The sequence below is a fragment of the Candidatus Latescibacterota bacterium genome (genome assembly GCA_020633725.1).
Lineage (GTDB): Bacteria > Krumholzibacteriota > Krumholzibacteriia > JACNKJ01 > JACNKJ01 > VGXI01.
Map to the genome: position 1 here is coordinate 329,408 of JACKDC010000002.1, position 25,323 is coordinate 354,730.

Annotated in this window: 26 protein-coding genes; 14 read left to right on the forward strand and 12 right to left on the reverse strand. The window is 70.6% G+C overall.

The genetic code is table 11. The features are described from left to right. Positions 1-31 precede the first annotated feature (31 nt). A complete protein-coding gene (locus H6693_05900) occupies positions 32-787 on the forward strand; it encodes a prolipoprotein diacylglyceryl transferase (GenBank protein ID MCB9515707.1) in 756 nt (251 codons plus the stop codon). Here H6693_05900 and H6693_05905 read toward each other — a convergent pair. The 5 genes from H6693_05905 to H6693_05925 all read right to left on the reverse strand — a co-directional run bounded on the left by H6693_05905 (position 775) and on the right by H6693_05925 (position 7,431). Further along, positions 775-1,716 (reverse strand): phosphate butyryltransferase, encoded by a 942-nt coding sequence (locus H6693_05905; GenBank protein MCB9515708.1) that lies wholly within the window; start codon positions 1,714-1,716, stop codon positions 775-777. The genes H6693_05900 and H6693_05905 overlap by 13 nt on opposite strands. Further along, the gene (buk, locus tag H6693_05910) at positions 1,713-2,828 is read right to left on the reverse strand and encodes a butyrate kinase (protein MCB9515709.1); all 1,116 of its coding nucleotides are present in this window, start codon (positions 2,826-2,828) and stop codon (positions 1,713-1,715) included. The genes H6693_05905 and buk overlap by 4 nt, the downstream gene beginning before the upstream one ends. A 99-nt stretch (positions 2,829-2,927) precedes the next feature. Beyond that, positions 2,928-5,168, reverse strand: a complete 2,241-nt coding sequence (locus H6693_05915; protein ID MCB9515710.1) for a Na-K-Cl cotransporter — start codon at positions 5,166-5,168, stop codon at positions 2,928-2,930. Continuing rightward, on the reverse strand, positions 5,165-6,112 hold the full coding sequence (locus H6693_05920; GenBank protein MCB9515711.1) for a mechanosensitive ion channel: 948 nt from the start codon (positions 6,110-6,112) through the stop codon (positions 5,165-5,167). Before H6693_05920 ends, H6693_05915 begins: the two co-directional genes overlap by 4 nt. Positions 6,113-6,186: 74 nt before the next feature. Then, positions 6,187-7,431 carry a HAMP domain-containing histidine kinase gene (locus tag H6693_05925; protein ID MCB9515712.1) on the reverse strand — a complete coding sequence of 415 codons (1,245 nt, stop codon included), beginning with the start codon at positions 7,429-7,431 and terminating at the stop codon, positions 6,187-6,189. Positions 7,432-7,597: 166 nt separating this feature from the next. Here H6693_05925 and moaC point away from each other — a divergent pair, with 166 nt between their 5' ends. Then, complete coding sequence (moaC, locus tag H6693_05930) at positions 7,598-8,083, forward strand: cyclic pyranopterin monophosphate synthase MoaC (protein MCB9515713.1); 486 nt, start codon at positions 7,598-7,600, stop codon at positions 8,081-8,083. Further along, positions 8,080-9,306: a molybdopterin molybdotransferase MoeA gene (locus tag H6693_05935; GenBank protein ID MCB9515714.1), complete on the forward strand. Its 1,227-nt coding sequence runs from the start codon at positions 8,080-8,082 to the stop codon at positions 9,304-9,306. The genes moaC and H6693_05935 overlap by 4 nt, the downstream gene beginning before the upstream one ends. A gap of 21 nt (positions 9,307-9,327) precedes the next feature. Here H6693_05935 and H6693_05940 read toward each other — a convergent pair whose 3' ends face one another. The 3 genes from H6693_05940 to H6693_05950 form a co-directional block, all read right to left on the reverse strand. Further along, complete coding sequence (locus tag H6693_05940; GenBank protein ID MCB9515715.1) at positions 9,328-11,058, reverse strand: carbon starvation protein A; 1,731 nt, start codon at positions 11,056-11,058, stop codon at positions 9,328-9,330. 166 nt (positions 11,059-11,224) lie between these two features. Further along, on the reverse strand, positions 11,225-11,587 hold the full coding sequence (locus H6693_05945; protein MCB9515716.1) for a hypothetical protein: 363 nt from the start codon (positions 11,585-11,587) through the stop codon (positions 11,225-11,227). Then, a complete protein-coding gene (locus H6693_05950) occupies positions 11,587-12,108 on the reverse strand; it encodes a PTS sugar transporter subunit IIA (protein MCB9515717.1) in 522 nt (173 codons plus the stop codon). Before H6693_05950 ends, H6693_05945 begins: the two co-directional genes overlap by 1 nt. Before the next feature lie 129 nt (positions 12,109-12,237). Between H6693_05950 and rsgA the strand changes: the two genes are divergently transcribed. Next, on the forward strand, positions 12,238-13,200 hold the full coding sequence (rsgA, locus tag H6693_05955) for a ribosome small subunit-dependent GTPase A (protein ID MCB9515718.1): 963 nt from the start codon (positions 12,238-12,240) through the stop codon (positions 13,198-13,200). On the opposite strand, the gene H6693_05960 is transcribed toward rsgA, so the two are convergent. Further along, complete coding sequence (locus H6693_05960; GenBank protein MCB9515719.1) at positions 13,197-14,306, reverse strand: serine/threonine protein kinase; 1,110 nt, start codon at positions 14,304-14,306, stop codon at positions 13,197-13,199. The two genes, rsgA and H6693_05960, sit on opposite strands and share 4 nt — an antisense overlap. Before the next feature lie 196 nt (positions 14,307-14,502). Here H6693_05960 and H6693_05965 point away from each other — a divergent pair, with 196 nt between their 5' ends. Together H6693_05965 and H6693_05970 are read left to right on the forward strand one after the other, a co-directional pair. After that, positions 14,503-14,706 (forward strand): cold shock domain-containing protein, encoded by a 204-nt coding sequence (locus tag H6693_05965; GenBank protein ID MCB9515720.1) that lies wholly within the window; start codon positions 14,503-14,505, stop codon positions 14,704-14,706. Between the two features lie 36 nt (positions 14,707-14,742). Then, on the forward strand, positions 14,743-15,618 hold the full coding sequence (locus H6693_05970) for an aminotransferase class IV (GenBank protein MCB9515721.1): 876 nt from the start codon (positions 14,743-14,745) through the stop codon (positions 15,616-15,618). Between the two features lie 66 nt (positions 15,619-15,684). On the opposite strand, the gene H6693_05975 is transcribed toward H6693_05970, so the two are convergent. Beyond that, positions 15,685-16,104, reverse strand: a complete 420-nt coding sequence (locus H6693_05975) for a hypothetical protein (GenBank protein MCB9515722.1) — start codon at positions 16,102-16,104, stop codon at positions 15,685-15,687. A 398-nt stretch (positions 16,105-16,502) separates the two neighbouring features. On the opposite strand from H6693_05975, the gene H6693_05980 reads away from it, so the two are divergent. Further along, a complete protein-coding gene (locus H6693_05980; GenBank protein ID MCB9515723.1) occupies positions 16,503-16,820 on the forward strand; it encodes an integration host factor subunit beta in 318 nt (105 codons plus the stop codon). Positions 16,821-16,880: 60 nt separating this feature from the next. Here the strand turns inward: H6693_05980 and H6693_05985 are convergent, their stop codons facing one another. After that, positions 16,881-17,456 (reverse strand): hypothetical protein, encoded by a 576-nt coding sequence (locus H6693_05985; GenBank protein MCB9515724.1) that lies wholly within the window; start codon positions 17,454-17,456, stop codon positions 16,881-16,883. A 198-nt stretch (positions 17,457-17,654) separates the two neighbouring features. On the opposite strand from H6693_05985, the gene H6693_05990 reads away from it, so the two are divergent. The 7 genes from H6693_05990 to H6693_06020 all read left to right on the forward strand — a co-directional run bounded on the left by H6693_05990 (position 17,655) and on the right by H6693_06020 (position 24,130). Beyond that, the gene (locus H6693_05990; GenBank protein ID MCB9515725.1) at positions 17,655-18,554 is read left to right on the forward strand and encodes a hypothetical protein; all 900 of its coding nucleotides are present in this window, start codon (positions 17,655-17,657) and stop codon (positions 18,552-18,554) included. Then, the gene (locus H6693_05995) at positions 18,551-19,405 is read left to right on the forward strand and encodes an NAD+ synthase (GenBank protein MCB9515726.1); all 855 of its coding nucleotides are present in this window, start codon (positions 18,551-18,553) and stop codon (positions 19,403-19,405) included. Before H6693_05990 ends, H6693_05995 begins: the two co-directional genes overlap by 4 nt. Further along, positions 19,402-20,112 carry a 16S rRNA (cytidine(1402)-2'-O)-methyltransferase gene (rsmI, locus tag H6693_06000; protein ID MCB9515727.1) on the forward strand — a complete coding sequence of 237 codons (711 nt, stop codon included), beginning with the start codon at positions 19,402-19,404 and terminating at the stop codon, positions 20,110-20,112. The genes H6693_05995 and rsmI overlap by 4 nt, the downstream gene beginning before the upstream one ends. Before the next feature lie 62 nt (positions 20,113-20,174). Further along, complete coding sequence (locus H6693_06005) at positions 20,175-20,921, forward strand: CDP-alcohol phosphatidyltransferase family protein (GenBank protein ID MCB9515728.1); 747 nt, start codon at positions 20,175-20,177, stop codon at positions 20,919-20,921. Positions 20,922-20,995: 74 nt separating this feature from the next. Next, positions 20,996-21,643, forward strand: coding sequence for a dTMP kinase (locus tag H6693_06010; protein MCB9515729.1), 648 nt, complete (start codon positions 20,996-20,998; stop codon positions 21,641-21,643). Positions 21,644-21,727: 84 nt separating this feature from the next. Then, positions 21,728-23,380: a S41 family peptidase gene (locus H6693_06015; protein MCB9515730.1), complete on the forward strand. Its 1,653-nt coding sequence runs from the start codon at positions 21,728-21,730 to the stop codon at positions 23,378-23,380. Between the two features lie 36 nt (positions 23,381-23,416). Continuing rightward, on the forward strand, positions 23,417-24,130 hold the full coding sequence (locus H6693_06020) for a hypothetical protein (GenBank protein MCB9515731.1): 714 nt from the start codon (positions 23,417-23,419) through the stop codon (positions 24,128-24,130). On the opposite strand, the gene alr is transcribed toward H6693_06020, so the two are convergent. Continuing rightward, complete coding sequence (alr, locus tag H6693_06025) at positions 24,072-25,220, reverse strand: alanine racemase (GenBank protein ID MCB9515732.1); 1,149 nt, start codon at positions 25,218-25,220, stop codon at positions 24,072-24,074. The two genes, H6693_06020 and alr, sit on opposite strands and share 59 nt — an antisense overlap. Between the last annotated feature and the right edge of the window lie 103 nt (positions 25,221-25,323).

Consider the following 25,323-nt stretch of genomic DNA (forward strand, 5'->3'; position numbering starts at 1 on the left):
GTGGCCGGGTCCCCAGCGGGAGGCTTCCGGCATGATTCCCTACATCGACATCCCCGCGCTGCATCTGGTGGGCTCGCTCAGGGTCCAGCCCTTCGGCGTGCTGGTGGCGCTGGGTCTCGTCACCGGCTACGCCGTGGCGCGCCGCGAGGCCCGCCGGCGCGGCCTGGATGAGGCGCGCATCGGCGACCTGGTTCTCTGGACCGTGGTCGGGGGTTTCGTGCTCGCGCATCTCGTGTCGGCGATCTTCTACTTCCCCGACGAGGTGGCGCGCAATCCCTGGGAGCTGCTCAAGGTCTGGGACAGCCTCAGCTCCTACGGCGGCTTCGCCGGCGGGGCGCTGGGCGCGCTCATCGCGATCCGCCGCTACCGCCTCCCGCTCTGGCCCACGGTGGACACCCTGGCCGCCGCGCTCATCGCCGGCTGGTTCTTCGGGCGGCTGGGCTGCACGGTGGTGCACGATCACCCGGGACGGCTCAGCGACTTCTTCCTGGCCGTGAACTACCCGGGCGGCGCGCGCCACGACCTCGGCTTCGACGAGTGGCTCTTCACCATCGGGCTCAACGTGACGGTCTTCCTCATGCTGCGCCGCGACCCGCCGCCGGGCAGCGTGCTGGCGCTGCTCATGATCGCCTACGCCCCCGTGCGCTTCGGACTCGACTTCCTGCGCACCGCGGACCGCCACTACCTCGGCCTGACGCCGGGGCAGTACTTCTCCGTCGCGCTCCTGATCGGGGGACTGCTGGTGCTGCGCCGGGTGCGCTCCCGGCGCGAGCTTCAGCCGAAATAGGGACGGTGCTTGCGCCGGGCGATCTCCTGCTCGTCGTGCAGGGTGCCCAGGGCCAGGCTCAGCAGCTTGATCTCCGCGCTGTCGCTGCGCGAGAGCAGCACGATGGGCGCGGCAGCGCCGAGCACCAGCCCGGCCACCTTGGCGCCCGCCAGCAGGATCAGGCTCTTCACGACGAAGTTCACCGCGCTGATGTTCGGCCCCAGGAAGATGTCCGCGCGCCCGGCCACGCGGCTGGGGATGCCCTTGAGCTGCGCGGCCTCGCGGCTCAGGGCCACGTCGATGGCCAGCGGCCCCTCGATGATCAGGTTCCCCAGCGGGCCGCCGCCCGCCCAGCGCATGAGCTCGCTCATGTCCAGGGTCTCGGGCAGCTTGGGGTTCTCCTTCTCCACGAGCGCCATGCAGGCCACGTGGGGATGGTCGTTCTCCAGGCAGCGCGCCAGCTCCACCGCGTTCGCGAGGATGTCCTTCCGCGTCGCCAGGTCCTGGTGCAGGTTGATGCCCCCGTCGGTGTGCAGCATCAGGCGCGGATAGCTGGGCAGCTCCGCCACGGCCACGTGGCTGAGGACGCGTCCGCTGCGCAGGCCGTGCGCGCGGTCCAGCACCGCCTTGAGCAGGCGCTCGGTGGAAACGCTGCCCTTCATCAGCAGGTCCGCGCGGCCTTCCTTCACCTCGGCGACGGCCCGCACGCTGAGAGCGGCTTCGTCGTCCGGGGTGTCGATCAGCGAGAACGGGGCGATGTCGAAGTCCAGCCGCTCGGCCAGCTCGCGGATTCGCGGCGCGGGCCCCAGCAGCACGGGCTCCACCAGCTCGCGGCGCACCGCCGCCGCGAGGGCCTCCAGCACGGGCGTCTTCGCGGCGCCCGCCACGGCCACGCGCTTGCTGGGCGCACCGGCGACCTTGGCCAGCACCTGATCGAAGTGCCGGATCACCGCGGGCTCCTGTCCGACACGCGGGCGTAGTCGCGCAGCTGCTCCTCGCCGGCGAGCACGCGCAGCGCGCCCGCGGCCAGGGCCTCCATCTCCCGTTCGCCGGGATAGACGAGGAAGGGCCCCAGCCCGCCGACCCGCTCCTCGAGCCGCGCCACGAGACGTTCGCTGCGGCTCATGCCGCCAGTCAGGATCACGGCGTGCACGTCGAGGCCCAGTGCCGCGGCCACGGCGCCCAGCTCCTTGGCGATCTGGTAGACCATAGCCTCCCAGACCTCGCTGGCGCGGCCGTCGCCGGCGTCCATGCGGGCTTCCACCTCGCGCAGATCGCCGGTGCCCAGGTAGGCGAAGAGGCCGCTCTCGGCGCGGAGATGCCGTTCAACCTGGCCCCTGGCAGGCACCCTGGCCCCCTCCGGGGACGACGCCGTGCCGCTGCCGTAGACCAGGTCCAGCACGCCGCGCAGGGGCAGCGCGCCGGCGCGGAAAGGCGTGAAGGGCCCCATGCCGAGGAGCGCGTCGTTGACGTCCACGATGCGCCCGCCCCGCATCGCCGCCACGCTGATGCCGCCGCCCATGTGCGCGGCCGCGAAGCGCGACCCCGCGAGCGGCAGCGCCAGCTCGGCCGCCGCCAGCCGGCTGACGGCCTTCAGGCTGAGCGCGTGGCTGCGCCCGAGCCGCGTGATCTCGGGCACGCCGCTGAGGCGCGCCACGGCGTCCAGTTCGTCCACGGAGACGGGATCCACCACCAGCGCCGGCACGCCGCGCGCCTCGCCCAGCGAGCGCGCCATCAGCCCGCCCAGCAGGCTCGCGTGCTCGCCCCAGCGGGCGCTGGCGAGGTCGTCGGCCATGGCGTCGTCCACGCGGTAGCAGCCGCCCTCCAGGGGGCGCAGGGGACCGCCGCGACCCACGACGGCGTGGAGCGCGGGGTCGTCCGCCGCCGCGAGAAAGCGACGGGTGGCCGCCAGGCGCGCGGGGAGCTGGTCGCGCAGCACGGGCGTGGCGGCGAGTTCCTCGGCCGTGTGGTGGATCTCCTCCTGGCGGAGGCAGCCGGTCTCGTCGAAGAGGGCCAGCTTCGTGCTCGTGGAGCCCGGATTGATGGCCAGGACGGTGGGCACGCTCACCTCGACGGGCCGGCGGTGGAGAAATCGGACGGGTCGGTCACAATGTACGCGGCCTGGCGGCGGCGTCAATGTGAGTTGGGCGCCCTGGGAGCGCTAGGGCAGCGTGCGGTGGAGCGACTCGGGGGCGTCGTTCTCGTCCTCGCCCGCGGGCGACGCGAACTCCTCCTCGGGCGACTCGAGCAGATCGCCGATGAACATGCTCGCGTTGCGCACGAAGAAGACCACGGGCAGCTCGCCGGCCAGCGCCTCCATGCGTTCGGCCACCTCCGCCTCGTGGCCGGGCGGCGGGCTGGCCAGGCCGAGGAAGACGACCTCCGCCTCGGCGCTCTCGCGCTGGATCAGGGTGGCCACGGGGACGTCGCGCGGCTTGACCAGCACGTTCACGTCCACCTCCATGCGGATGTTCGGCAGCAGCTGCGACAGGCGGCGGTCGGTCTGGGCCTTGGCCGTCTCGCTGGAGGCGATGCTGAGCACCTTCACGTGGGCGCCGCTCCACTCGTGGTTGTGCTGGAGCAGGTAGGCGAGCAGCAGCATGAGATCGCTGTTGCGCTCGAGGCCGCCCCACCAGACGTGGATCTCGCGCCGCTCGCGGGCGAACTGGCGGCGGGGGCGGATGCGTCCCAGGATGACCGACTTGCGCAGGATCTCCAGCTTGCGCACCACGCGCAGGAACTCCGCGCGCAGCTCGGGGTGGCTGGGCCAGCCCAGCAGGATGCTGTTGGAGGACAGCCCCGCCATGCCGTTGGCCTGGGCGACGTCCACGATGCCTTCCACGAGATCGTGGACCACGTCCACCTCGGCGAAGACGACGAGCTTCTCGCCGTCGAGCACCTCCTGCACCGCCTGCCGCTCCTCGCGCTGCTGTTCGCTGTAGGCGGTGAGGTCGCCCACGAGCAGCTTGCAGACGGTCACCACGCCACGCCCCTGGCTGAACCAGTTGCCGTAGCGCACGAGGTCGAGCTCGCGCACGGGCTCGTCGACGAAGACCAGCACGTGCGGCCGCCAGTTGCGTGCGCTGAGCGGGCGCTGGGCCAGCTTGATCAGCGCCCAGCGGATGAGGTTCTCGTAGAGGCCGCGGCGCGCGTCGCCCCAGCGCGCCTGCCGCGCGCGGCGGGACAGCAGCTGCCAGAGCCCGATCTCGGCGATGATCGCCACCGCGCCGGCCATCGGACTGATGAGCACCATGCAGGCCAGACAGCCCAGACCGCCGGCGAGGTAGATGGCCCAGTGCACGTGGATCCGCGGCCGCCACGAGGGGTCGCCGCTCAGCACCTCGAAGGCCGCCACCAGGTTCACCGTGCCGTAGACGGTGAGGAAGAACATGGAGACCACCGTCGCCACCGTGTTCAGGTTGCCCAGCAGCACGGCGGAGAGCGCGAGCGCCACGGAGACCACCAGGCCGGGCAGGATGTCCGGCAGGTTTCCCGGCGGGCGGAGCAGGAGGCGGGGGGCGATGCCGTCGCGCGAGAGCGCCTGCAGGGTGCGCGGGGCCGCGAGGATCGATCCCACCGCCGACGAGAAGATCGCCGCCCACAGCCCCGGCAGGATCAGGATCGGCCCCAGCGGCGCGATGCGCGCCCAGATCAGCGGGTCCTCGCGCAGCGCCGCCGGACTCGCGCCCAGGGCGAGCAGCACGGGCACCACGAGGTAGACCACGAAGCCCGTGGCCACCGCCGCGATCGAGCCCAGCGGGATGGCGCGGCCCGGGTCCTCCAGATCACCCGACAGCCCCAGTCCCGCCATCACGCCGGTGACGGCCGGAAAGAACACGGCGAAGCCCGCCCAGAAGGCCAGCTCGCGGCCCGGCGGATTCAGCAGGATGCTCCGCCCCTCGGTCTGGTGCAGCGCGCCGATGGCCAGCGCCACCAGCGACAGGGCCACCAGCGCCATCAGCACGACCTGCGCGCGCAGCGCCTTGTCCGCCCCGGCCACGGCCAGCGCGCCCACGGCGAGGATCACGCCCACCGTCACCGGCGCGAGCGGCAGCGACGGCCAGACGATGCGGAAGGACTCGGCGAGACCGTAGGCGTAGAGCGTCACCGAGAGCACCTGGCTGAGAAAGAGCGGCACGCCGATCGCACCGCCCAGCTCCCAGCCCAGGCTGCGCGAGATGATGAAGTAGGCCCCGCCCGGCCCCACGCGCGTGTTGGTGGCCACGGCCGAGAAGGCCAGCGTGGTGACCGCGGTGATCGAGTTGGCGAGCACGACGACCATCAGCACGCGCAGCAGGCCGAGCTGTCCCACCAGCCAGCCGAAGCGCAGGTACATGATGACGCCGAGGATGGTCAGGATCGTCGGCGTGTAGACGCCGATGAAGGTGCCGAGCTTCTTCATGCCTCACCGCCGTGGGCGGCCGCGCGGGCGCCCGCCTTGCCCTCGCTCACGTTGTCGTAGTAGCGGACGGTGGGGTAGGCGAAGTCGATGTCGTCGTGCTGGGCGAAGACGGTGAGGATCTCCTCCCAGAGCTTCTCCTCGCCGCCGCGGCGCCGCCTCGGTTCGGTGATGTAGCGCACGGTGAGGGTGACGCCCACGTCCACCACGCGGGTCCAGACGATGGGCGTGAGATGCTGGAAGTGGATCATGTAGTCGCGGGCCGCGCGGCGCACCTGCGCCTGGGCCGCCTCGCTGGCCAGCAGGCTCTGGCGCTCGGCGATCTCGGCCAGGATCCCCTTCGCCTTCTTCCAGTCGCTCTCGAAGGTCACGGTGACTGGCAGCTCGTTCCAGATGAAGTTGAAGCCCTTCGTGTAGTTGGCCGTGCTCTGCTTGAAGACCCAGCCGTTGGGGATGTGGATGATGCGCCCGGTGCTCTGATCCGCGTCCACCCAGTTGCCCACCTCCATCAGCGAGAACTGGAAGAGGCGCATGTCGATGACGTCCCCGCGGTGATCGCCGATCTGGATGCGGTCGCCCACCACGAAGGGCTTGCGGACGGAGAGGAAGACCCAGCCGGCGAGGTTCGTCACCGGGTCCTGCAGGGCGATGGCGAGACCGGCGGACACGATGCCCAGGTAGGCCGCCCAGCCGGTGACGTTGCCGAACCACACCACCAGCAGCGCCATCGCCAGGCTGAAGCCCAGCAGGTACTGGACGGTCTTGCCCACCACGTAGCGGCGGGTGACGTCGGCCACGCGGCGGTGCAGCAGCGCGCCGATCAGCATGCGCAGGGCCAGGTAGCCCAGCCAGACGAGCAGGCTGAACACGAGCTTGTGCAGCAGCCCCTCGGAGATGCCGAGGGCGCCCGTGATCGCGTCGCTCAGTCGCTGGAGGATCGGTTCCATCGCACCCCCGCGGGGCGCTCGCCCCGACGGGAGAGACTAGGGCCAGAGGCGGCGGAGGTTCAAGGGGAACGGGGCTAGCCCAGGTGCTTCACCGGCGTCGGCGCCTCGGCGGCGGGGAACTCGACCTCGAGGATCTCGTCCGGCGCCGGCGTGGGGGGCGCGCCGCCGTCGCCGGCGGGGCCGGCCAGCGGCAGCCAGATCGTGAAGGTGCTGCCCTCGCCGTAGACGCTCTCCACGCCGATCCGTCCGTCGTGGAGGCTGAGGTAGTGGCGCGCGATGTCCAGGCCCAGGCCCGCGCCGCCTTCCAGCATGGCCAGGGCGTCGCCCGTCTGGTGGAAGCTCTCGAAGATCAGCTCCTGGTTCTCGGGCTGGATGCCGATGCCGTCGTCGGTCACGTCGATGCAGAGCTCATCGTCCTCGATGTGCGCGCTGATGCGCACGGTGCCGCCCGGCTCGTTGTACTTCACGCCGTTGGTGAGCAGGTTCCAGATCACCTGCTGGATGCGGAAGGCGTCCATGCGGACGCGCGGCAGCTCGGGCAGCTCGTCGAGCACGATGGCGATCTGCTTCTTGTCCGCGCGCACCTTCACGGTGCCGATGGCCTCCTGGATCACGGTGACCGGATCGGCCCAGCTCAGGTTGAGGCGGGTGCGGTCGTTGTGGAAGCGGCTGAGCTCCATCAGGTCCTCGATCAGCTGCAGCAGCTTGCTGCTCTGGTCGTGAACCACCTTGCTGAACTCCGCGCGCACGGCGAGGGACAGCTCCTCGTCCTCGAGCTGCTCGGAGTAGGCGATCACGCTGGTCAGCGGCGTCTTGAGCTCGTGGCTCACCTTGGCCAGGAACTCCAGCTTGCGCTTGGTGCTCTCCATGAGCTTCGCGTTGGACTTGCGCAGCTCCTCCACCGCGTGGTCGCGCTGGGTCATGTAGTTGGCGGCGATGCCGTCCTTGCCCTTGCTCAGGATCGAGATCAGGCGGCCCAGGTTCTCGCCCAGGTGCTCCGGCTCGCTCTGGGACACGGTGAGCTCCCAGAGCGTCTCGCTGACCATGTTGAGCGTGAGCAGGCTGTCCTCGATGGGCACGCCCGCGGCCACGTTCTGCTCGCTGGCGTAGTCGAGAAAGAAGGTGAAGAGGTAGTCGTCCTCGTAGCGCAGCGACTGGAGGATGGGATCGATGTGCCGCCAGGCCAGGGCGCGCAGGCCGTCGAAGTCGAACTGGTCGAAGGAGCAGCGTCCAGAATTGCGAAAGCGCCGCGCCACCGCCTCCTGCAGCGGCTCGGCGTTGCTCTCGATGATCTGCAACAAGCTCTTGCCGGGTTCCATCCTGCGTCGCTCCCTGGCTGCCGCGATCACCCTGGACGTCGTCGTCGCATCCGGCGACGGCGCGTGCTACCCTTCGCTTTCCCGGGACGGCGGCGGCGGCGCCGGCCTCCCGAGCCTGCGGGGGGCTTTTGCATCCCGCGTACCGAAACGACCTGTGAGGACGCCCATGGCCGAACTCTCGCACACGGGGCCCGGCGGCGAGGCCCGCATGGTGGACGTCTCCGGCAAGCCCAGCTCGCGCCGAAGCGCCGTGGCGGAGGCGAGAATGCGCCTCGGCGACGAAGCCTGGGCGGCGCTCGCCGGGAACCGGGCGGCCAAGGGGGACGTCCTCGCCGCCGCCCGCCTGGCCGGCATCGGCGCCGCGAAGCGCACGGGCAGCCTGATCCCGCTCTGCCATCCCCTGGGGCTCGATCATGCCGCGGTGGACTTCGCGCTGGACGATGCGTCCCGGGAGCTCCGCATCACGGCGACCGCAACTTGCACGGGTCCCACCGGCGTCGAGATGGAGGCCCTCACGGCGGCCAGCGTGGCGGCGCTCACGGTCTACGACATGCTGAAGGCCGTCGAGCGGGGCATCGTGATCGGGCCGATCCGACTGCTGGAGAAGAGCGGCGGCGCCAGCGGCCACTGGCGCGCGGACTCGACGGAATGAAGACCTTCGTGAGCGTGGCCGAGGCCAAGGCCCTGGTCGCCGAGGGCCTGCCGGCGCCGCGCCTCGCGCGGCTGTCCCTGGCGCGCGCGGCCGGCCACGTGCTGGCCCGCGATCTCGTGGCCCGCGAGTCCCTGCCCGCCTTCGCGAACAGCGCCATGGACGGCTACGCCGTCCGCGCCGCCGACGTCGCCGGCGCCACGCCGGAGCGCCCCCGCACGCTGCCCCTCGCCGGCGAGATCGCCGCGGGGGCGGCCCCGGGCGCGGCGTGGCCGGCCGGGAGCGTCCTGCGCATCATGACGGGCGCGCCGGTGCCGGACGCCTGCGACGGCGTGATCCCCGTGGAGCGCACCGAGGAGGCGGACGGCGCCGTGCGCTTTCTCGCCGATCTGGGCGCCACCGGGCCCAACCTGCGTCCGGCGGGGGAGGACGTCACCGCCGGCGCCCCTCTGCTCGCCGCCGGCACGCGCCTCACGCCCGCTGCGCTCGCCCTGCTCGCGGCGCAGGGTTTCGCGCGCGTGCCCGTGTGGCGCCGCCCGCGCGTGGCGCTGCTGGCCACGGGCGACGAGCTGCGCCCCGTGGGCGCGTCGCTCGAGCCCGGGCAGATCCGCAACAGCAACGTGCCGATGGCCGTGGCGCTGCTCGCCGAGAGCGGCTTCACGGCGCTGGACCTGGGCGTCGCCCCGGACGCCCCCGGCCCCCTGCGCGCGCTGCTGGCGCGCGGCCTGGCCGAGGCGGACGTCCTCGTGAGCTCCGGAGGCGTCTCCATGGGACGCTACGACCTGGTGGGCACGCTGCTCGCGGAGATGGGCGCGACCTGGGTCTTCCACAAGGTGCGGCAGCAGCCCGGCGGGCCGCTGGCGCTGCTGCGCTGGGAGGGCAGGCCCGTGTTCGGCCTGCCGGGCAATCCCGTCTCCACTTTCATGACGCTCTGGTACTACGTGCTGCCCGCGCTGCGGCGCATGGCCGGCGACCCCGAGACCGAGCCGCGCGTCGTGAGGGCGCGCCTGGCGGAGGCGATCGCGGGGCGTCCGGTGAAGCAGTTCTTCGCGCGGGCGGCTCTGCGGCGCGTGGAGGACGGCTGGGAGGCCACGCCGCGGCCGCCCCACGGCAGCCACGTGCTGAGCAGCCTCGCCGCGTCGAACGCGTTCCTGCTGCTGCCGCCGGACTGCGGACGCCTGGAGGCGGGGGTGGAAGTGGATGCGGCGCTGCTGGCGCCCTGCTGAACGCGGCCGGACCCGGGCCCGCTAGGTCGCGGCCTCGGTGCCGGGGAGCGGCGTGGCCGCACGCAGTCCCCGGCGCTCGGCGCGGAGGCGGCTGAGGCTCAGCACGGCCTCGAGGATCAGCCACAGGTCGAGGCCGAGGATCACCAGGCCGGTGCCCACCAGCGGCCAGCTCACCGTGGTCGCGTGCATGAAGCGCCAGAGGCTGTAGGGCAGCGCGATCAGCGTGACGGCCATCATGAAGGTCATGGGCAGCAGCAGGTAGAAGAAGGGCCGGCCGGCGCGGTAGAACCAGAGGGTCATCACCAGGAAGCCCAGCGCGCCCAGCAGCTGGTTCGAGATGCCGAAGAGCGCCCAGAGCGTGATGCCCGCGGGCTTGCCGTCGACGCGGATCACCGCGAAGTAGCCGATGGCCAGCACCGCCACCAGGGCCGCGCCCCAGCGGCGCGCCGTGAGCACGCCCAGGGGACGGAAGTGGCTGCCCAGCTCCTCCAGGTTGTAGCGGAGCAGGCGGGTGCCGCTGTCGAGCGTGGTCATCGCGAAGCCCACCACCACGACGGCGATGAAGATGGCCATCAGCTCGGGGTTCAGACCGAGACCGGCGCAGAGATTCGCGCCGCCCTGGACGAAGGCCTGCAGCTTGGGGCCGAGGCCGTCGGCGCTGGCCCAGGACGCGTAGTGCGCGCTCCACTCGGCCCGGCTCGCGAAGCCCGCGCTGGTGGCCAGGATCGCCAGCACGGCCAGCATGCCCTCGGTGAGCATCGCGCCGTAGGCGACGAAGAGGCCGTCACGCTCGCTGGCCAGCTGCTTGGCCGTGGTGCCGCTGCTCACCAGCGAGTGGAAGCCGCTGATGGCCCCGCAGGCGACGGTGATGAAGAGGAAGGGGAAGAGCGGCGGCAGATCGGCGGGCACGTTGTTGAAGGCCGGCGCCACGATGGCCGGGCGGGTCACGAAGAGCCCGGCGAAGAGCAGCGCCATGCCGATGTAGAGCTGGAAGCTGTTCAGGTAGTCCCGCGGCTGCAGGAGCAGCCAGACCGGCAGGATGCTCGCGAGCAGGGCGTAGGCCATGAGGATCCACACCCAGCGGTCCAGGGAGAGGTCGCCCAGGCCAGGGAGGCTCGTCACCGGATGGTCGGCGCCCCACCAGACGGCCGCCAGCATCAGCCCGACGCCGAGCAGGGTGGCCGGCGTGAGCGGCACCCGCCAGCGGTAGACCATGATCCCGATCAGCACGGCGATCCCGATCAGCGCCCAGACGGGGATCACCGCCTGGGGATAGAAGCTGCTGGTGAAGAGGATGCCGATGACGTGGGCGAAGGCGCCCATCGCCAGCGCGAGCAGGAAGAAGGTGAGCACGAGGAAGAGCGTGCGGCCCCGCGGGCCGAGGATGTTGCCGGTGATGTCACCGATGCTCTTGCCCTCGTGACGCAGCGACAGGTAGAGCGCCGCCAGATCGTGCACCGCGCCCATGAAGATGCTGCCGAAGATCACCCAGAGCAGCGCCGGCAACCAGCCCCAGATGACGGCGATCGCCGGACCCATGATCGGCCCCAGCCCGGCGATGGTGGCGAAGTGGTGGCCGAAGAGCACCAGGCGGCGGCTGGGGACGTAGTCCACGCCGTCGGCGTAGCGCTGCGCCGGCGTCGCGCGTTCGGCTTCGAAGCCGAGCAGGCGGCTCGCCACGCGGCGGCCGTAGGTGTAGTAGGCGGCCAGGTAGGCGACGAAGGCGGCGACGGCGATGAGGACTGCGCTCATGCGGCCAGCGTGGCGCAGCGCGCCGCAGGCTGTCAACCGTCGAGCCGGCGGTGGGATTCGCCCTTCGAGCGAGGGCACAAAAAAAACCTGCAGGAGCTCGGCGAATGCAGAGGCCCCCGCAGGAGGGTGAGAGAAAGCTTTACGCTACCAGAAGCCCGGGGGCCTGTCAAGCCCCCCGGGGCCAGTAGAAGATCCGGCCGCAATTCTCGCACTGGAGGATGCGATCCCGGTTCTCGATGGACGTGTAACTCGTTGGAATTATTGCGAAACAGCCCAGGCAGACCTGGCCGGTGATGGGCACCACCGCCCGGCCCAGGCGGCCGATGATCCGCTCGTAGCGGTTCAGGAGGGGCCGGTCGATGCTCTCGGCCAGCTCGGCGCGCGCCTGGCGCAGGTCGTCCACGCCCTCGAGCGGGAAGCCCATGGCCTGCAGCTTCTCGGCGTGGACCTTGTTCTCGGCCTCGTGGATCATCGTGTCGAGATCCTGCAGGGCCACCAGCAGGAGCAGTTGCTCGTTCAGACTCGCCACTAGTCGTCTCCCAGGATGATCGTGCGGAACTCCGCGAAGGACTTCACGGCCATCAGCTTTTCGCGCGTGGCCTCGTCGCGGATCAGCTCCACCACCTGGCCGAGGGCCGGCAGGTAGCGGTTCTCCTTCTCCACGGGCGGGGCGATGAACATGAAGAACAGGTGGACGGGCTTGCCGTCGATGGCGCCGTAGGTGACGCCCTTGGACGAGCGCGCGAAAAAGGCCATCAGCGTGGGGATGGCCAGCGAGCGCCCGTGCGGGAAGGCGACGCCCTGGCCCAGGCCGGTGCTGCCCAGGCTCTCGCGGTTCTTCAGCATGCCGAGGATGACGTCCTGGTCGCGGATCACGCCGGCCGACCCCGCGTGCTCGACCATCTCCTGGAGGACGCCGTCGCGGTCCGTCGCCTTCAGGTCGGCGATGAAGAGTTCCTCGCTGAACAGCGTGATCAGTTCCTCGTGATTCATGGAATCGCTACCTTCCTGGGCCGACGTTCGCGTCGGCGTCGCCTTGTCATCAGCCATGGGCACCCTCGGTCGGACAATACGGACGTAGGGACCTGGAATCCCCGAACACGCTAGCAAATAGTGACGACTGTAACAAGAGGGGAAGGCTGACTTTATGGCCGCGTGGCGCTCTGCTAGACTCCGGGCATGGTCAAGGTGGATTCGCGTGAGGCCGAGCGCCTCGAGGGACGGGTGCTGCGCGCCGAAAGCGGACGCTTCCTGGTGGACGTCGGCGAGCACCGGGTGCCCTGCCGCCTGCGCGGCAGGATCCGCAAGCAGCGGCTGGGGCAGGTGCGGAACGTGGTCGTCGGCGACCGGGTGCTGGTGCAGCTGACCGGGAGCGAGCCCCGCCCGGAGGCCGAGGGCGTGATCGAGGAGCTTCTGCCCCGGGACAATCACCTCAGCCGGGCCAGCGCCGAGCGGTCGAGCCGTCAGCAGGTGCTGATGGCCAATCTCGACCGGGTCTTCGTGGTCATGGCGGCGGCCCAGCCCGACTTCAACGCCCGCCTGCTGGACCGCTTCCTGGTGGCGGTGGCGCACCAGGACCTGGACGGCGTGATCGTCCTCAACAAGTGCGACCTCGCGGACGCCCCCGGCCTCACCGCCATGGTGCTGCCCTACCGGGCCGCCGGCTATCCGGTGATCCTGACCAGCGCCGAGACGGGCGAGGGCGTCGAGCGGCTGGCGCGAAGCATGGCCGGCCGGGTGAGCCTCTTTCTCGGCCCCTCGGGCGCGGGCAAGAGCAGCCTGCTGAGCCGCGTGCAGCCGGGGCTCGAGCTCAGCGTGCGCACCGTGAGCGAGGCGACGGGCAAGGGCCGTCACACCACCAGCGCCACCGAGCTGCACGCGCTGGACCGCGGCGGCTGGGTGGCCGACTCACCCGGCGTGCGCGAATTCGGGCTGTGGGGGATCGACGCGCAGGAGCTCGCGGCCTGCTTCCCGGAGTTCCGTCCCCACCTGGGCGGCTGCCGCTACCCCGACTGCACGCACTCCCACGAGCCCGACTGCGCGCTGCAGGACGCCGTCGAGGAGCGCGCGGTGGACCCGCGGCGCTACGAGAGCTACCTGCGCATCCTGGAGTCCCTGGGGGAGGGGCGCTTCAGCGTCTAGTGGAAGAGGCCGACGATGTGGCCCCAGACCGAGGCGGCCAGCGCGGTCAGGCTGGGGAAGCGGCCCAGCCAGAGGCCCTCGAGCCCCAGCAGTCCCGCGCCCAGCATCAGGATGACGGCCGACTTGCCGTAGCGCTGCTTGAGACGCTGGCGCAGGCTGGGCTTCGTGGCGTCCAGCGTGCTCTTCTTCAGCACCACGCGGTAGTGGTTCGGATCGCTGAGGAACTGCTGCACGCGCTCGTCCGGATGGTGGATGCCCAGCCGCTCCAGCACGGAGTGCAGGTCGGCGATGAGCGCGTTGCCGTTGGAGTAGCGCAGGGAGCGGTCGCGCTGCAGGCAGGTCATCACCAGCGTGTCGACGAAGGCCGGCACCTCTTCCCTGAGCGTCGACGGCGGATCCACGCGGCAGTTGAGGATCTCGCGGAAGACCTCGTCGGAGCTCGTGCCCTGGAAGGGCGTCTGGAAGGTGAGGAGCTGGTAGAGGACGATGCCGAAGGAGAACAGGTCGCTCCGCGCGTCGAGCGTGGCGCCCTGCACCTGCTCCGGCGACATGTAGAGCGGCGTGCCGGCCGGGTGCGAGTGCTTGCCCGCGTTCTTCTGCGTGTCCACGAGCCGCGCCAGGCCGAAGTCGGCCACCTTCACCGCGCCCTCGCGATTGAGCAGGATGTTCGCCGGCTTGATGTCCAGGTGCAGGACGTGGTGGTCGTGCACGTAGGCGAGCCCGCGGGCGGTGAAGTAGGCGATGGACAGCGCCACGTCCAGCGGCAGCACCTCGGCCCGCTCCAGCAGGTCGCGCACCGAGCCGCCGCGCACGAACTCCATCACGAAGTAGTAGAAGCTGTCCTGCTCGCCGAAGTCGATCACCTGGACGATGTTCGGGTGCTCCAGGCGCGCGAGCAGCTTCGCCTCCTCGGCGAAGCGGCGGCGGAACTCCTCCTGCGCGGAGAGCTGCCGGCGGAGCACCTTGATCACCACGTCGCGGTCGAGGCTGTTCTGACGGGCAAGGAAGATGCGCGCGGCGCCGCCCGTGGCCAGGGGCCGCTTCATCGTGTAGTTCTCCCCCAGCTGAACCTGGGGCATCGGCTTGTCGGCAGTTTCGGTGTTCATTCCGGCACGGAGAGTCAAAAGGCGTGCCAGGCAGGATGGCGGCATCAGGAGGCGTCACGGGGAGCGTTGAAACGTCCTGAGGTCGCCTTGACGGCGCAAGTTGCGGCGTGGTATTACCCGCATGTGACCTGATCGTCCGGGCCGGGGCGAGGCGGGCGCGACGCTCAGCCTCATCCCAATCTCAGGGGAGTCTGCCTTGCGTGTTACCGGGAAAGTGAAGTGGTTCGACGACGCCAAGGGCTACGGGTTCATCACGCGCGACGCCGGCGGCGACGTCTTCGTGCACTTCTCCCAGATCCAGGGGGACGGCTTCCGCTCCCTGAGCGAGGGTCAGGCCGTCGAGTTCGAGGTCCAGGAGGGGCCGAAGGGCCCGCTGGCCATCGAGGTCAAGCCCGCCTGATCGGTCCCCTCTCCCGCCACACTCCGAGGTGATCGCGTGGCCGGCGCGGCGTTCGTCCTGATCGGCGACCGGCTCCTGCCCGCGGGCGAGGCCTGCCTGCCGGTGTCGGACCGGGGCTTCCTCTTCGGCGACGCCGTCTACGAGACCCTGCGCGCCTACGCGGGACGTCCCTTCCAGCTCGACGCGCACCTCGAGCGCCTGGCGCGCTCGGCCGCGGCCATCTACCTGGAGCTGCCCTGGAGCGCCGCGACGCTGACCGAGCGGCTGGGCGGCCTGCTGGCGGCGAATCGCATCGACGCGGGGCGCATCCGCATCACCGTGACGCGCGGCCCGGGCGACGTGCGCCGCCGCCTCGACCAGCTCGGCCCGCCCACCCTGGTCATGACCGCCGATCCCTTCACGCCGCTCGAGGAGGCGCGCTACGCGCGGGGCGTGCCGGTGGAGATCGCCCGCCGCCCGCGCAACCTGCCCGGCGCCCTGGACCCCGCGATCAAGAGCGGCAACCTGCTCAACACGCTGCTGGCCCGCTTCGAGATGCGCGACGCGGAGAGCTTCGAGGTGCTGATGCTCAACCACCGCGGCGAGCTGGGCGAGGCGTCGCTGGCCAACCTCTTCCTCGTGGACGCCGCCGGCCGCCTGCGCACGCCGCCGCTCGGCAGCGGCATCCTGCCGGGCATCACGCGCGCGCTGGTGCTCGAGCTGGCGGCGGCCGAGGGGCTCGACCCCGACGAGGGCCCCGTGCTGCCCGAAGAGCTCCTCGCCGCGCGCGAGGCCTTCCTCACCGCGAGCACGCTGGAGGTGCTCGCCATCTCCCACGTGGACGGGACGCCGCTGGCCGCGGCCGCCGGGCCCGTGACGCGGCGCCTGCTGGCGCGCTACCGCGAGCGCGTGGCCGCCGAACTGCACCTGTGAGCAAAGCAAGAAACCCCGCCCTGGGGCGGGGTCTCTCGCGAACGGTACAGCCCGTGTCTGTCGCGGCTAGTGCATCTCGTCGGAGATGATCGGCTCGCCCATGTCGACGACCACGGAAACCGTGGTGGACAGGGCGCTCTCGTTGTCGCTCTCGTCCACCGCGGAGACGCGGTAGGCCAGATCGAGCAGGCCAGACTCGGTGATCGTGTCCACGTAGCGCGGCTGAGCGCAGGCGGACTCGAGCGCCAGGGCGCCGTCGTTCACGCCGCGATAGACGCGGTAGTTGGCCAGATCGATTTCGCTGTTACTCGTCCAGGCGACGGTCACCTGGTCACCCTTCACACTCACGCTCAGGTTGAGCGGCGCGGCGGGCGGAGTCAGGTCCTCGTTTCCAGAGCTGACGGGGGTCGTGCTGTCGCTCGAGCAGCCGGTCGCGGCGAAGACGAGCAGCCCGGCCAGGGCCAGCAGCATCAGGATCCTGTGCATCGTTGCCACTCCTTTGCATCCTTCCATGATGGGCGCGCAGAGATCGAAAACTGAAAGGGCTGCGAGGAAACGGGAGGTCGTGTCAGTGGAAGCAGGTCAGGTTGTCCCCCGCAGCCGAGCCGCCCGGCAGCAAGGCACGTTCCATCGCCGTGCCATGCGGCGAGATGCCCGCAAGCGGATTCAGGACAAGGGTTTGTGAAATGCGTTGCCGGGAGGCGGAGGGCGGGCTCGCAGACTCGGCGCCGTGCGATCTGCAAGGCGTCGGGCGCGCTGCTGCGCGACAGGCCACGGGCCCGCCGGTCCAGCACGCCCTTGACAGCGCCGCGAGCCTTGTTCTAATCTGCTTGAGGTCAATGACTTAAATCGGCGTCCGTCGCCCCGGGAAAAGGAGCTGCCCGATGACCAAGGCCCAGATCGTCGAGGAAATCGTCCAGAAGACCGGCCTCACCAAGAAGGACGTGGCCGATTCGGTGGATCACTTCCTCAAGGCCATCTCCGAGGCGCTCGCGACGGGCAGGCACCTGGAGATCCGCGGCTTCGGGACTTTCAAGGTCAAGCGCCGCAAGTCGCGCATGGCCCGGAATCCGCGCACGGGCGATCCGGTGCCGGTGCCGGAGCGGAACGTCCCCGTGTTCAAGGTCAGCAAGGAACTGAAGGACCTGGTGGCGGCGGCGAACCCCGTGGGCAGCGAGAGCGGGGAAGCGGGCGGCATGTAGGCTACCGGCCGGCTCGACGAGAGGCGGGAGGGACGGCGTCCCTCCCGTTTTGCGTTGGGGCTAGTTGTCGAAGAGGACGGACAGCGTCAGCGCGCCGTCGAAGTGATGCGTCAGGGTGCGATCGTAGTAGGGATCGGCGGGGTCGCTGTCCTTGAGGAAGGCCCCGGTCCAGCCCACGTCGCCGCGCACGTAGAGCGGCCCCACGATGTTGCGCCGGAAGCCCAGCCCCGCCTGCACGCTGGGATCCGAGGTGTAGACGGCCGTCGAGTGCCGGACGAAGGTCCCCAGCCCCGCGAAGCCGTAGAAGAAGATGCCACGGCTGAGCACCAGATCCCGGGTCAGGTTGAACTGGATGCGCTCCACGTAGCTGTTCTTCCCGAAGGGAATGCCCGGAAAGCCCACCGTCGAGCCCGAGATCGCGTAGTTGAACTGGAAGCCCAGCATCTCCATCGTGCGCAGATCCAGGCGGACGCCGAAGTCCAGGTTGCTGGAGTAGTGCGTGAGATTGGAGTCGTAGAGCAGATAGCCCACGTAGGGCGCCACCTCGAGGCTGGGATACTCCTGGAAAGCGAACCCTGGCGACGCCACCGCGGCGAGCAGCGCAAGTCCACAGAGCGATGCGGCGAGCGTTCTCATGACACTCCTTGCATGGGGCCTGGTCATCGGGTTGAGGTGTTCAGCGTGGGGGGCTCGCGGGGAGATTACATAAGCGACGCGGCAAAATCAAGCAAACGGCGGTCTTGCGTCGGCTTGCGGGGCCGCGTCCCGTGGCGTAGACTGGCGCGGCGAGCCGCGGCCGGGGCGCGGCCCGACCGCCACGATCGAGGAGGACGCGTGACCCTGCGCATCGGCCTGGCCCAGCTCGACCCCGCCCTGGGCCTCTTCCCCCGCAACCTGGAGAGCCACCTGGCGAGCGTGGACGCCGCGCGCGACCAGGCGGTGGACCTGCTGCTCTTTCCCGAGCTGAGCCTCACCGGTTACCTGCTCAAGGACCTGGTGCCCGAGATCGCGCGGCCCTGGCCCCATCCCGCTTTCGAGCCCCTGCTCACGGCTTCCCGCCACCTGGATCTGGCCTTCGGCTTCGTGGAGCGGGGCGAGGACGGGCTGAACTACAACTGCCTGGCCTATCTCGCCGAGGGCGAGCTGCGCCACCTCCATCGCAAGGCCTACCTGCCCACCTACGGCATGTTCGACGAACAGCGCTACTTCGCCGCGGGCGGCGCCATGCAGAGCTTCCCGACGCGCTTCGGCCGCCTGGCCATGCTGGTCTGCGAGGACCTCTGGCATCCGTCCATGCCCTACCTGGCCTTTCTCGACGGCGCGCTGGGCCTGCTCGTCGCCAGCGCCAGCCCGGTGCGCGGCCTCGAACGCGCCGGCGACGACGACCTGCCCGCCAACGCCGAGTTCTGGGCCTCGCTGCTGCGCCAGCACGCGCGGCAGTACGCGGGCTTCGTGGCCTTCTGCAACCGCGCGGGCGTGGAGGACGGCAGCAGCTACTGGGGCGGCAGCCGCGTGCTGGGCCCCGACGGCGAGACGCTGGTCGCCGGCCCGCTGCACGAGAGCGCGCTCGTCGTCGCCGACGTCGATCTCGAGCGCGTGGCCCGGCAGCGCCGCGGCTTCTCGCTCCTGCGCGACGAGCGCCCCGAGCTGACCTACCGCGCCCTCGAGCGCATCCTGCGCCGCCGGGCCGCGGGGCCGGGCGACGTCGACGACGACGTCGAGGACGCGCCGTGACCCCGGGCGCCACGCCGGCCGGGCCCTGGCCCGGGGAGACCGTCGACCACGCGCTGCTGCGCAAGATCCTGGTGCAGTTCATCCGCAGCGAGGTGCGCCGCACCGGCCTCGAGCGCGGCGTGCTGGGTCTCTCCGGGGGCCTCGACTCGAGCCTGGTCGCGGCGCTGGCCGCCGAGGCCCTGGGTCCCGAGCGGGTGCTCGGCCTCGCCATGCCCTACCGAAGCAGTTCGCCCGAGAGCCTGGCCCATGCGCGGCTCATCGCCGAACAGACGGGCATCCGCTTCGAGACGCGCGAGATCACGCCCATGGTGGACGCCTACTTCGCCGCCGAGGACGACGCCAGCAGCCTGCGCCGGGGCAACAAGATGGCGCGGGAGCGGATGAGCATCCTCTACGACCGGTCGGCGTCGGAGGGAGCGCTGGTGCTGGGGACGAGCAACAAGAGCGAGATCTTCCTCGGCTACGGCACGGCCTTCGGCGATCTGGCCAGCGCGGTGAATCCCATCGGCGACCTGTACAAGACGCAGGTGCGCGCGCTCAGCCGCTTCCTGGGCCTGCCGGCGGCGATCGTCGACAAGGCGCCCAGCGCCGATCTCTGGGCCGGCCAGAGCGACGAACAGGAGCTCGGCTTCAGCTACGCCGAGGTGGATCCGCTGCTCTACGCGATGCTCGACGAGCGTCTGGACCGCGACGCGCTGCTGGCGCGCGGCTGGGAGGCGGCCTTCGTGGACCGCGTCACCGAGATGATCCGGCGCTCCCAGTTCAAGCGGCGCCTGCCCGTGATCGCCAAGGTTTCCCGGCGCACGGCGGACCGCGACTTCCTCTACCCGCGCGACTGGGGCAGCGGATGAGCGCGAGCGAGGGCCGTCTCGTGCTCGTGCCGACGCCGCTCGGCAATCGCGAGGACCTGTCGCCGCGGGCGCTGCGGACGCTGGCCGAGGCGGACCTGGTGGCCGCCGAGGACACGCGGCACACGGGGCGCCTGCTGAGCGATCTGGGCATCAAGCCGCGCTATCTGGCCTTTCACGAGCACAACGAGGACCGTCAGCTGCCGCGGCTGCTGGAAGCCCTGGCCGAGGGCAAGCGCGTGGCGCTCGTCAGCGACGCCGGCACGCCGGGCATCTGCGATCCCGGCTTTCGCGCCGTGCGCGCGGCGCTGGCCGCGGGGCACGCGGTGGAGGTGCTGCCCGGCCCGGCCGCGGTGATCCCTGCGGTGGTGGGCAGCGGGCTGCCCTGCGATCGCTTCAGCTTCGAGGGCTACCTGCCGCGCAAGCCGGGGGCGCGCCGGGCCGCCTTCGCCGCGCTCGAGGGGGAGACGCGCACGGCCGTCTTCTACGAAACTCCGCACCGGCTCGCGCGCAGTCTGGCCGCGCTGGCCGAGCTGATGCCCGAGCGGCCGGTGGTGGTGGCCCGCGAGCTGAGCAAGCTCCACGAGGAGTACTGGCGCGGGACCGCGGCGGAGCTCGCCGCGTCGCTCGCCGAGCGGCCGCTGAAGGGCGAATACGTCCTGGTGGTGGGCGGTGAAGGCGCCGCCCTGCCGGCACGGCGCTTGCCTTGACAGCACCCCCTGGTGCGTGCTAGCTTGAACCCAAGGTGTAAGCCTTTTTGAATTGGGGAGTTATGGCGATCAACAAGGCCGCGGTGCAGCGCGTCGCACGACGGATCCTCGATCCCGTGGCGGGGCTCATCCTGCGCCTGGGCTTCGGACCCGACGCGCTGACGCTCACCGGCCTCGTGCTCTCCCTCTTCGCCGCCACCTCCGCCGCCCAGGGCCACATGGCCTCGGCCGCGCTGCTGCTCTTCCTCGGCGGCCTCTGCGACATCCTCGACGGCAGCATGGCCCGACGCAGCGGCCGCGCGACCCTGCGCGGCGCCTTCCTCGACTCGACGCTCGACCGGCTCGCGGAGATCGCGGTCTTCGTCGGGCTGGTCGTGCACTATCGCGCGCACCTGAGCCTGCAGCTCATCACGGTGCTCGCGCTCACGGGCTCGCTGATGACCAGCTACGCGCGCGCCCGCGCCGAGGGACTCGGCGTGGACTGCAAGGTCGGCCTGCTGGAGCGCCCGGAGCGGCTGGCCCTGCTCATCCTCGGTCTGCTGCTCTCTCCGCTGCGCGTGGGTGGGGTGGGCGTGCTCGAGCTCGTGCTCACGGTGCTCGCCGTGCTCACCTACCTGACGACGCTGCAGCGCATCCTGCACGTGGTGGGCCGCACGCGCGCGCTCGAGCGGGACGGCGATCTCGGCGACGCGGCCGGGGACGCCTCCCCGCGCCGCCGGCGTCCCGAAGTGGCGGTCGTGCCCTCCGAGCCCGCGCCTGGTCCGTCCGGCGACGGCGAGGTGCTGCGCCGCGGCCGTCGATCCCAGTGAGCAGCCTCCGGCGCCGCGCGGGCGTCCCCGGCTAGACGGTGACGGCTGCCATGGCGCGAAACTTGCCCAAAACCGTGCGTGGGGGCCTCTTCCTCTCCCTGGAAGGCGGGGAGGGCAGCGGCAAGAGCACCCTGCTGGGACGTCTGCGGGATTTCCTGGAACACGAGGGCTACGATGTCCTTATCACCCGGGAGCCCGGGGGACCGCCCATTGCCGAGGCGGTGCGGGGCATCCTGCTCGATCCCGGCAACACGGCGATGGATGCGCTGACGGAGCTCTTCCTCTACCTCGCCTCACGGCGACAGAATCTGGTGGAGCGCATCCTGCCGCAGCTGGCGAAGGGCGGGGTCGTCATCAGCGACCGCTTCGCCGACGCCAGCGTGGCCTACCAGGGTGGAGGACGGGGCCTCGGCCTCGCGCGGGTGGATCGCCTGAATCGCGAAGCGATCGGCGAACACGTGCCGCAACTGACCTTCTTCCTGGACGTAGACCCCGCCCAGGGGCTCGAGCGCGGGCCGGGGGTCACGGCGGTCGACCGCAGCGGCGGCGATCGCATCGAGCGCGAGACGCTCGAGTTTCACGAACGGGTGCGACGCAGCTATCGGGAATGGGCGGCGCTGCACCCCGAGCGCATCAAGGTGATCGACGCCTCCCTCCCACCCGAGGCGGTGGCCGCGGCGGCCCTGAACGCGCTGAGTCGCCTCCTGGCCGCGACGGACTGACCGCCGGCGGCTTTGCCCTCACCGGCGCGGACCCTTAACTTTAGGGGCACCTTCCCTGCCCCGGCCCCAGCCAAGGGAGACAGCGTGCGCATCCTCAAGAAGAAGACCTTCCTCGTCCTCGTGGTCGCCCTGATCAGCTTCGGCGCCGGCGTGCTCACCACCGCCGCCGCGCGGGCCGATCGCGCCGAGACGCTGCGCAACCTGGAGCGCTTCAGCCGCGTGTATCAGAAGATCCTCTCCAGCTACGTCGAGGAGGAGGATTCGAACGAGCTCGTGGACGCGGCCATCCAGGCCATGATCGACAAGCTCGATCCGTTCAGCACCTACATGGACGCCGACATGCTCTCGGACCTCATGGTGAAGACCCATGGCGAGTTCGGCGGGCTCGGCATCATCATCAGCGTGCGCGACGACTTCCCGACGGTGATCAGTCCCATCGAGGACACGCCGGCCGCGCGCCTCGGCATCCGCGGCGGCGACAAGATCGTGGAGATCGAAGGCGAAGGCACCAAGGGCTGGGACGTGCAGGACGCCGTGGACAAGCTGCGCGGCCCGGAGGGCACGCCCGTCACCATCGGCATCAAGCGCTTCGGCGTGGACGAGGTGCTGCCCTACACGATCACGCGCGCGATCATCCCCGTGGTCAGCGTGCCCTATCACTTCGTGCTGGCCGACGACATCGGCTACATCCGCTGCACGCAGTTCGGCGAGCAGACGTCCACCGAGATGCGCGCGGCCCTCGACGACCTGCAGGGCCAGGGCATCAAGGGGCTCATCCTCGACCTGCGCAACAACCCCGGCGGCCTGCTGGAGGCGGCGAAGGACGTCAGCGATCTCTTCCTCGACGCCGGGCAGATCATCGTGAGCACGCGGGGGCGCGACGGCCGCCGCCTGCAGGAGATCTACGCAACCACGGACGATCGTTACGCGAAGAACTACCCGCTCGTGGTGATGATCAACGAGAACTCCGCCAGCGCGAGCGAGATCGTCGCCGGCGCGATCCAGGACTGGGACCGCGGCCTCGTGGTGGGGCAGAACTCCTTCGGCAAGGGCAGCGTGCAGAGCATCTTCCAGATCTCGGACGACGAAGCCCTCAAACTCACGACCGCCAAGTACTACACGCCCAGCGGACGCTGCATCCACAAGGACGAGAACAACCACCGCATCACGCCCGAGGAGATGCTGCAGCACGCCCAGGCGGCGGAGGCCGAGGACGGCGATGACAGCACTCAGCTCCAGCAGGCGCCGGAGATCCCCATCGATCAGAGCGATCTGCCGCTCTACTCCACGCTCAAGCTGCAGCGCCCGGTGCGCGGCGGCGGCGGGATCATGCCCGACATCGTCCTGGCGCCGGACGAAATCTCCGACGCGGCCCTTGACCTCGAAAGACGCTCTGCGTTCTTTAATTTCGCCGTGGAGCTGCTGGCGGATCACCCGGTGACCATCGACTTCAAGGTGGACGCCGCCCTCATGCAGCGCTTCCACGACTGGCTCAAGGACAACGGCATCGAGCTGGAAGACCAGGCGTTCACGGACAACGAGGACTACATCCGCATGGCCCTCCGGCGGGAAGTCCTCTACAAGCAGTTCGGCAACGTGGAGGCCTACCGCTCGACGCTCGGCATGGATCGCGTGTTGCAGGAGACCCTCAACCTGCTGAAGGGCCAGCGAGACCTCGACGCGCTCCTCGCCCGCAGCGGCGAGGACGACTCCGCCACGTCAAAGACGCAGCAGTAAGACCGCGCCGTCCGGGCGCGGCGCCCGGACGGTCGCATGTACAAGGCCACGCTCATCTGTGACGCCGACACCGGAGTCCTCGCCGTGCGCGAGGACGACCATCCGGCCAACGAGCTGGCCCTGCGCGCCTGGAAGCAATGGCGCGGCCGCGGCTGCAGTTCGGCGGGCTTCGAGCAGCTCGACATGGACGTGGTCGACGACTACATCCACACCCAGTCGGTCGAGCCCTACTTCCAGGACTTCCACGATTTCGTCTACGAGCACCAGATCCTCTTCGGCGTGGTCACCCAGCGCATGGGCCGCATCGTGGAGACGATCCTGCGCCGCGAGGGGCTCGAGCGCATCCCCGTCTTCGCGAACCAGATCGAGGTGGAGCCCTTCACGATCCGCCTGCGCTTTCCCTACTTCAACGTGCTGGGCTGCGGCGACTGTCCGAGCTGCAACCTGCACCACCTGAAGCGCTTCCGCCGGCCCGGCGTGCCGCTGATCTTCGTGGGGGAGAAGGGGCAGGACGTCTGCGCCGCCGCCGCGGCCGATCTGGTGTTCGCGCGCGGGGAGCTGCGCAAGCAGTGCGAGGCGAACGCCGTCACCCACATCCCGATCAAGAACCTGCGGGACGTGGAGCGCATCCTCGAACGCATGATCCTCAAGGGCGAGCTGGAGACCCTGCCGCGCAAGGAGGGTCAGGAGGTCACGCCGTTTCGACCCGGCGCAGATGGGACCCGAGGCGCGCAAGGATCTCGTAGTTGATCGTGCCGGCCTGCTCGGCCAGCTGTTCGGCGCTCACCCTCTCGTCCCCCTGACTCCCGATCAGCACCGCCTCGTCGCCGCGCTCCGCTTCCGGCACGTGGCCCAGATCCACCAGCGTGAGGTTCATCATCACGCGCCCGCGCACCGGCGCGCGGCGTCCGCGCACCAGCACGTGCGCGCCGCCGAGGCCGCGGTCGTAGCCGTCGTAGTAGCCCACCGGCAGCACGCCGATTCGCGTGGGCGCCTCGGCCTTCCAGGTGCAGCCGTAGCCCACGTAGGCGCCGGTGTCGACGTGCTTGATCTGGACGATCCGCGCCTTCCAGGTCAGCGCGGGCCGGAGGTCCAGCCGATTGCGCCCCGCCGCCTGTGCGCTGACGCGCGTCTCGCGACTCGGCCAGTGGCCGTAGAGGCTGATGCCGAGCCGCAGCAGGTCGTGGTGCGTCTCGGGAAAGAGGATCGCCGCGGCCGAGCAGGACGCGTGCGCGAGCCGCGGCGTGTGGCCCAGCTCCGCCAGTCGCGCGCGCATGGCGGCGAAGCGCTCCATTTGAGCACGGGCGTACGAATGGTCCGTGGTGTCCTCGATGTTCGCGAAGTGCGAATGCAGTCCCTCGAGCGCGAGGCGCGGCGAACGGTCGAGCAGCCCGGCCGCGGCCTCCAGCTCCTCGGCGCGCAGGCCCTGCCGATTCACGCCGGTCTCGAGCTTCAGGTGGACGGGCACGTCGATCCCCGCCGCCTCCGCCGCTCCCGCCGCCTCTTCCAGACCCGGCAGGTCGATCACCGTGAGACGCACCCCGCCGGCCACCAGCGCGGGAATCCGATCCGCGGGCACAGCCGAGAGCACGAGAATGCGCGGATCGGCAAGGTCCGGCAGCGCGATGAGCGCCTCGGCCTCCTCGGCCGAGTGCACGCCGAACCAGCGCTGACCCTCGCCGGCGAGAATCCGCGCCACCAGCTCCAGCCCGTGGCCGTAGGCGTTGGCCTTGAGCACGGGCAGCAGCACGCGCTCGGGCCCCGCCTGTAGCGCGAAGAGGCGCCAGTTGTGGAGCAGCGCCTCGCGGGAGACCTCGATCCAGCTGAGGGGTCCGATCACGGTGGTGGAGCCTCCGGTTCGCTCGGTTCGACGGGCATGCTAGCCCAGTTCCGTCCAGCTGAGAAGCGCTCGCTGCGGAGCCCGGCCCGTGAAGATTTCGACC

Bases quoted from the DNA above. Each gene is read 5' to 3' on its own strand.
- H6693_05975 (MCB9515722.1), bottom strand. From the start codon at position 16,104: ATGCACAGGATCCTGATGCTGCTGGCCCTGGCCGGGCTGCTCGTCTTC.
- H6693_05980 (MCB9515723.1), top strand. From the start codon at position 16,503: ATGACCAAGGCCCAGATCGTCGAGGAAATCGTCCAGAAGACCGGCCTC.
- moaC (MCB9515713.1), top strand. From the start codon at position 7,598: ATGGCCGAACTCTCGCACACGGGGCCCGGCGGCGAGGCCCGCATGGTG.
- H6693_05985 (MCB9515724.1), bottom strand. From the start codon at position 17,456: ATGAGAACGCTCGCCGCATCGCTCTGTGGACTTGCGCTGCTCGCCGCG.
- H6693_05950 (MCB9515717.1), bottom strand. From the start codon at position 12,108: ATGGCTGATGACAAGGCGACGCCGACGCGAACGTCGGCCCAGGAAGGT.
- rsmI (MCB9515727.1), top strand. From the start codon at position 19,402: ATGAGCGCGAGCGAGGGCCGTCTCGTGCTCGTGCCGACGCCGCTCGGC.
- H6693_05920 (MCB9515711.1), bottom strand. From the start codon at position 6,112: ATGGAACCGATCCTCCAGCGACTGAGCGACGCGATCACGGGCGCCCTC.
- H6693_05900 (MCB9515707.1), top strand. From the start codon at position 32: ATGATTCCCTACATCGACATCCCCGCGCTGCATCTGGTGGGCTCGCTC.
- H6693_06005 (MCB9515728.1), top strand. From the start codon at position 20,175: ATGGCGATCAACAAGGCCGCGGTGCAGCGCGTCGCACGACGGATCCTC.
- rsgA (MCB9515718.1), top strand. From the start codon at position 12,238: ATGGTCAAGGTGGATTCGCGTGAGGCCGAGCGCCTCGAGGGACGGGTG.
- H6693_05935 (MCB9515714.1), top strand. From the start codon at position 8,080: ATGAAGACCTTCGTGAGCGTGGCCGAGGCCAAGGCCCTGGTCGCCGAG.
- H6693_05940 (MCB9515715.1), bottom strand. From the start codon at position 11,058: ATGAGCGCAGTCCTCATCGCCGTCGCCGCCTTCGTCGCCTACCTGGCC.
- H6693_05925 (MCB9515712.1), bottom strand. From the start codon at position 7,431: ATGGAACCCGGCAAGAGCTTGTTGCAGATCATCGAGAGCAACGCCGAG.
- H6693_06020 (MCB9515731.1), top strand. From the start codon at position 23,417: ATGTACAAGGCCACGCTCATCTGTGACGCCGACACCGGAGTCCTCGCC.
- H6693_05915 (MCB9515710.1), bottom strand. From the start codon at position 5,168: ATGAAGAAGCTCGGCACCTTCATCGGCGTCTACACGCCGACGATCCTG.
- H6693_05960 (MCB9515719.1), bottom strand. From the start codon at position 14,306: ATGAACACCGAAACTGCCGACAAGCCGATGCCCCAGGTTCAGCTGGGG.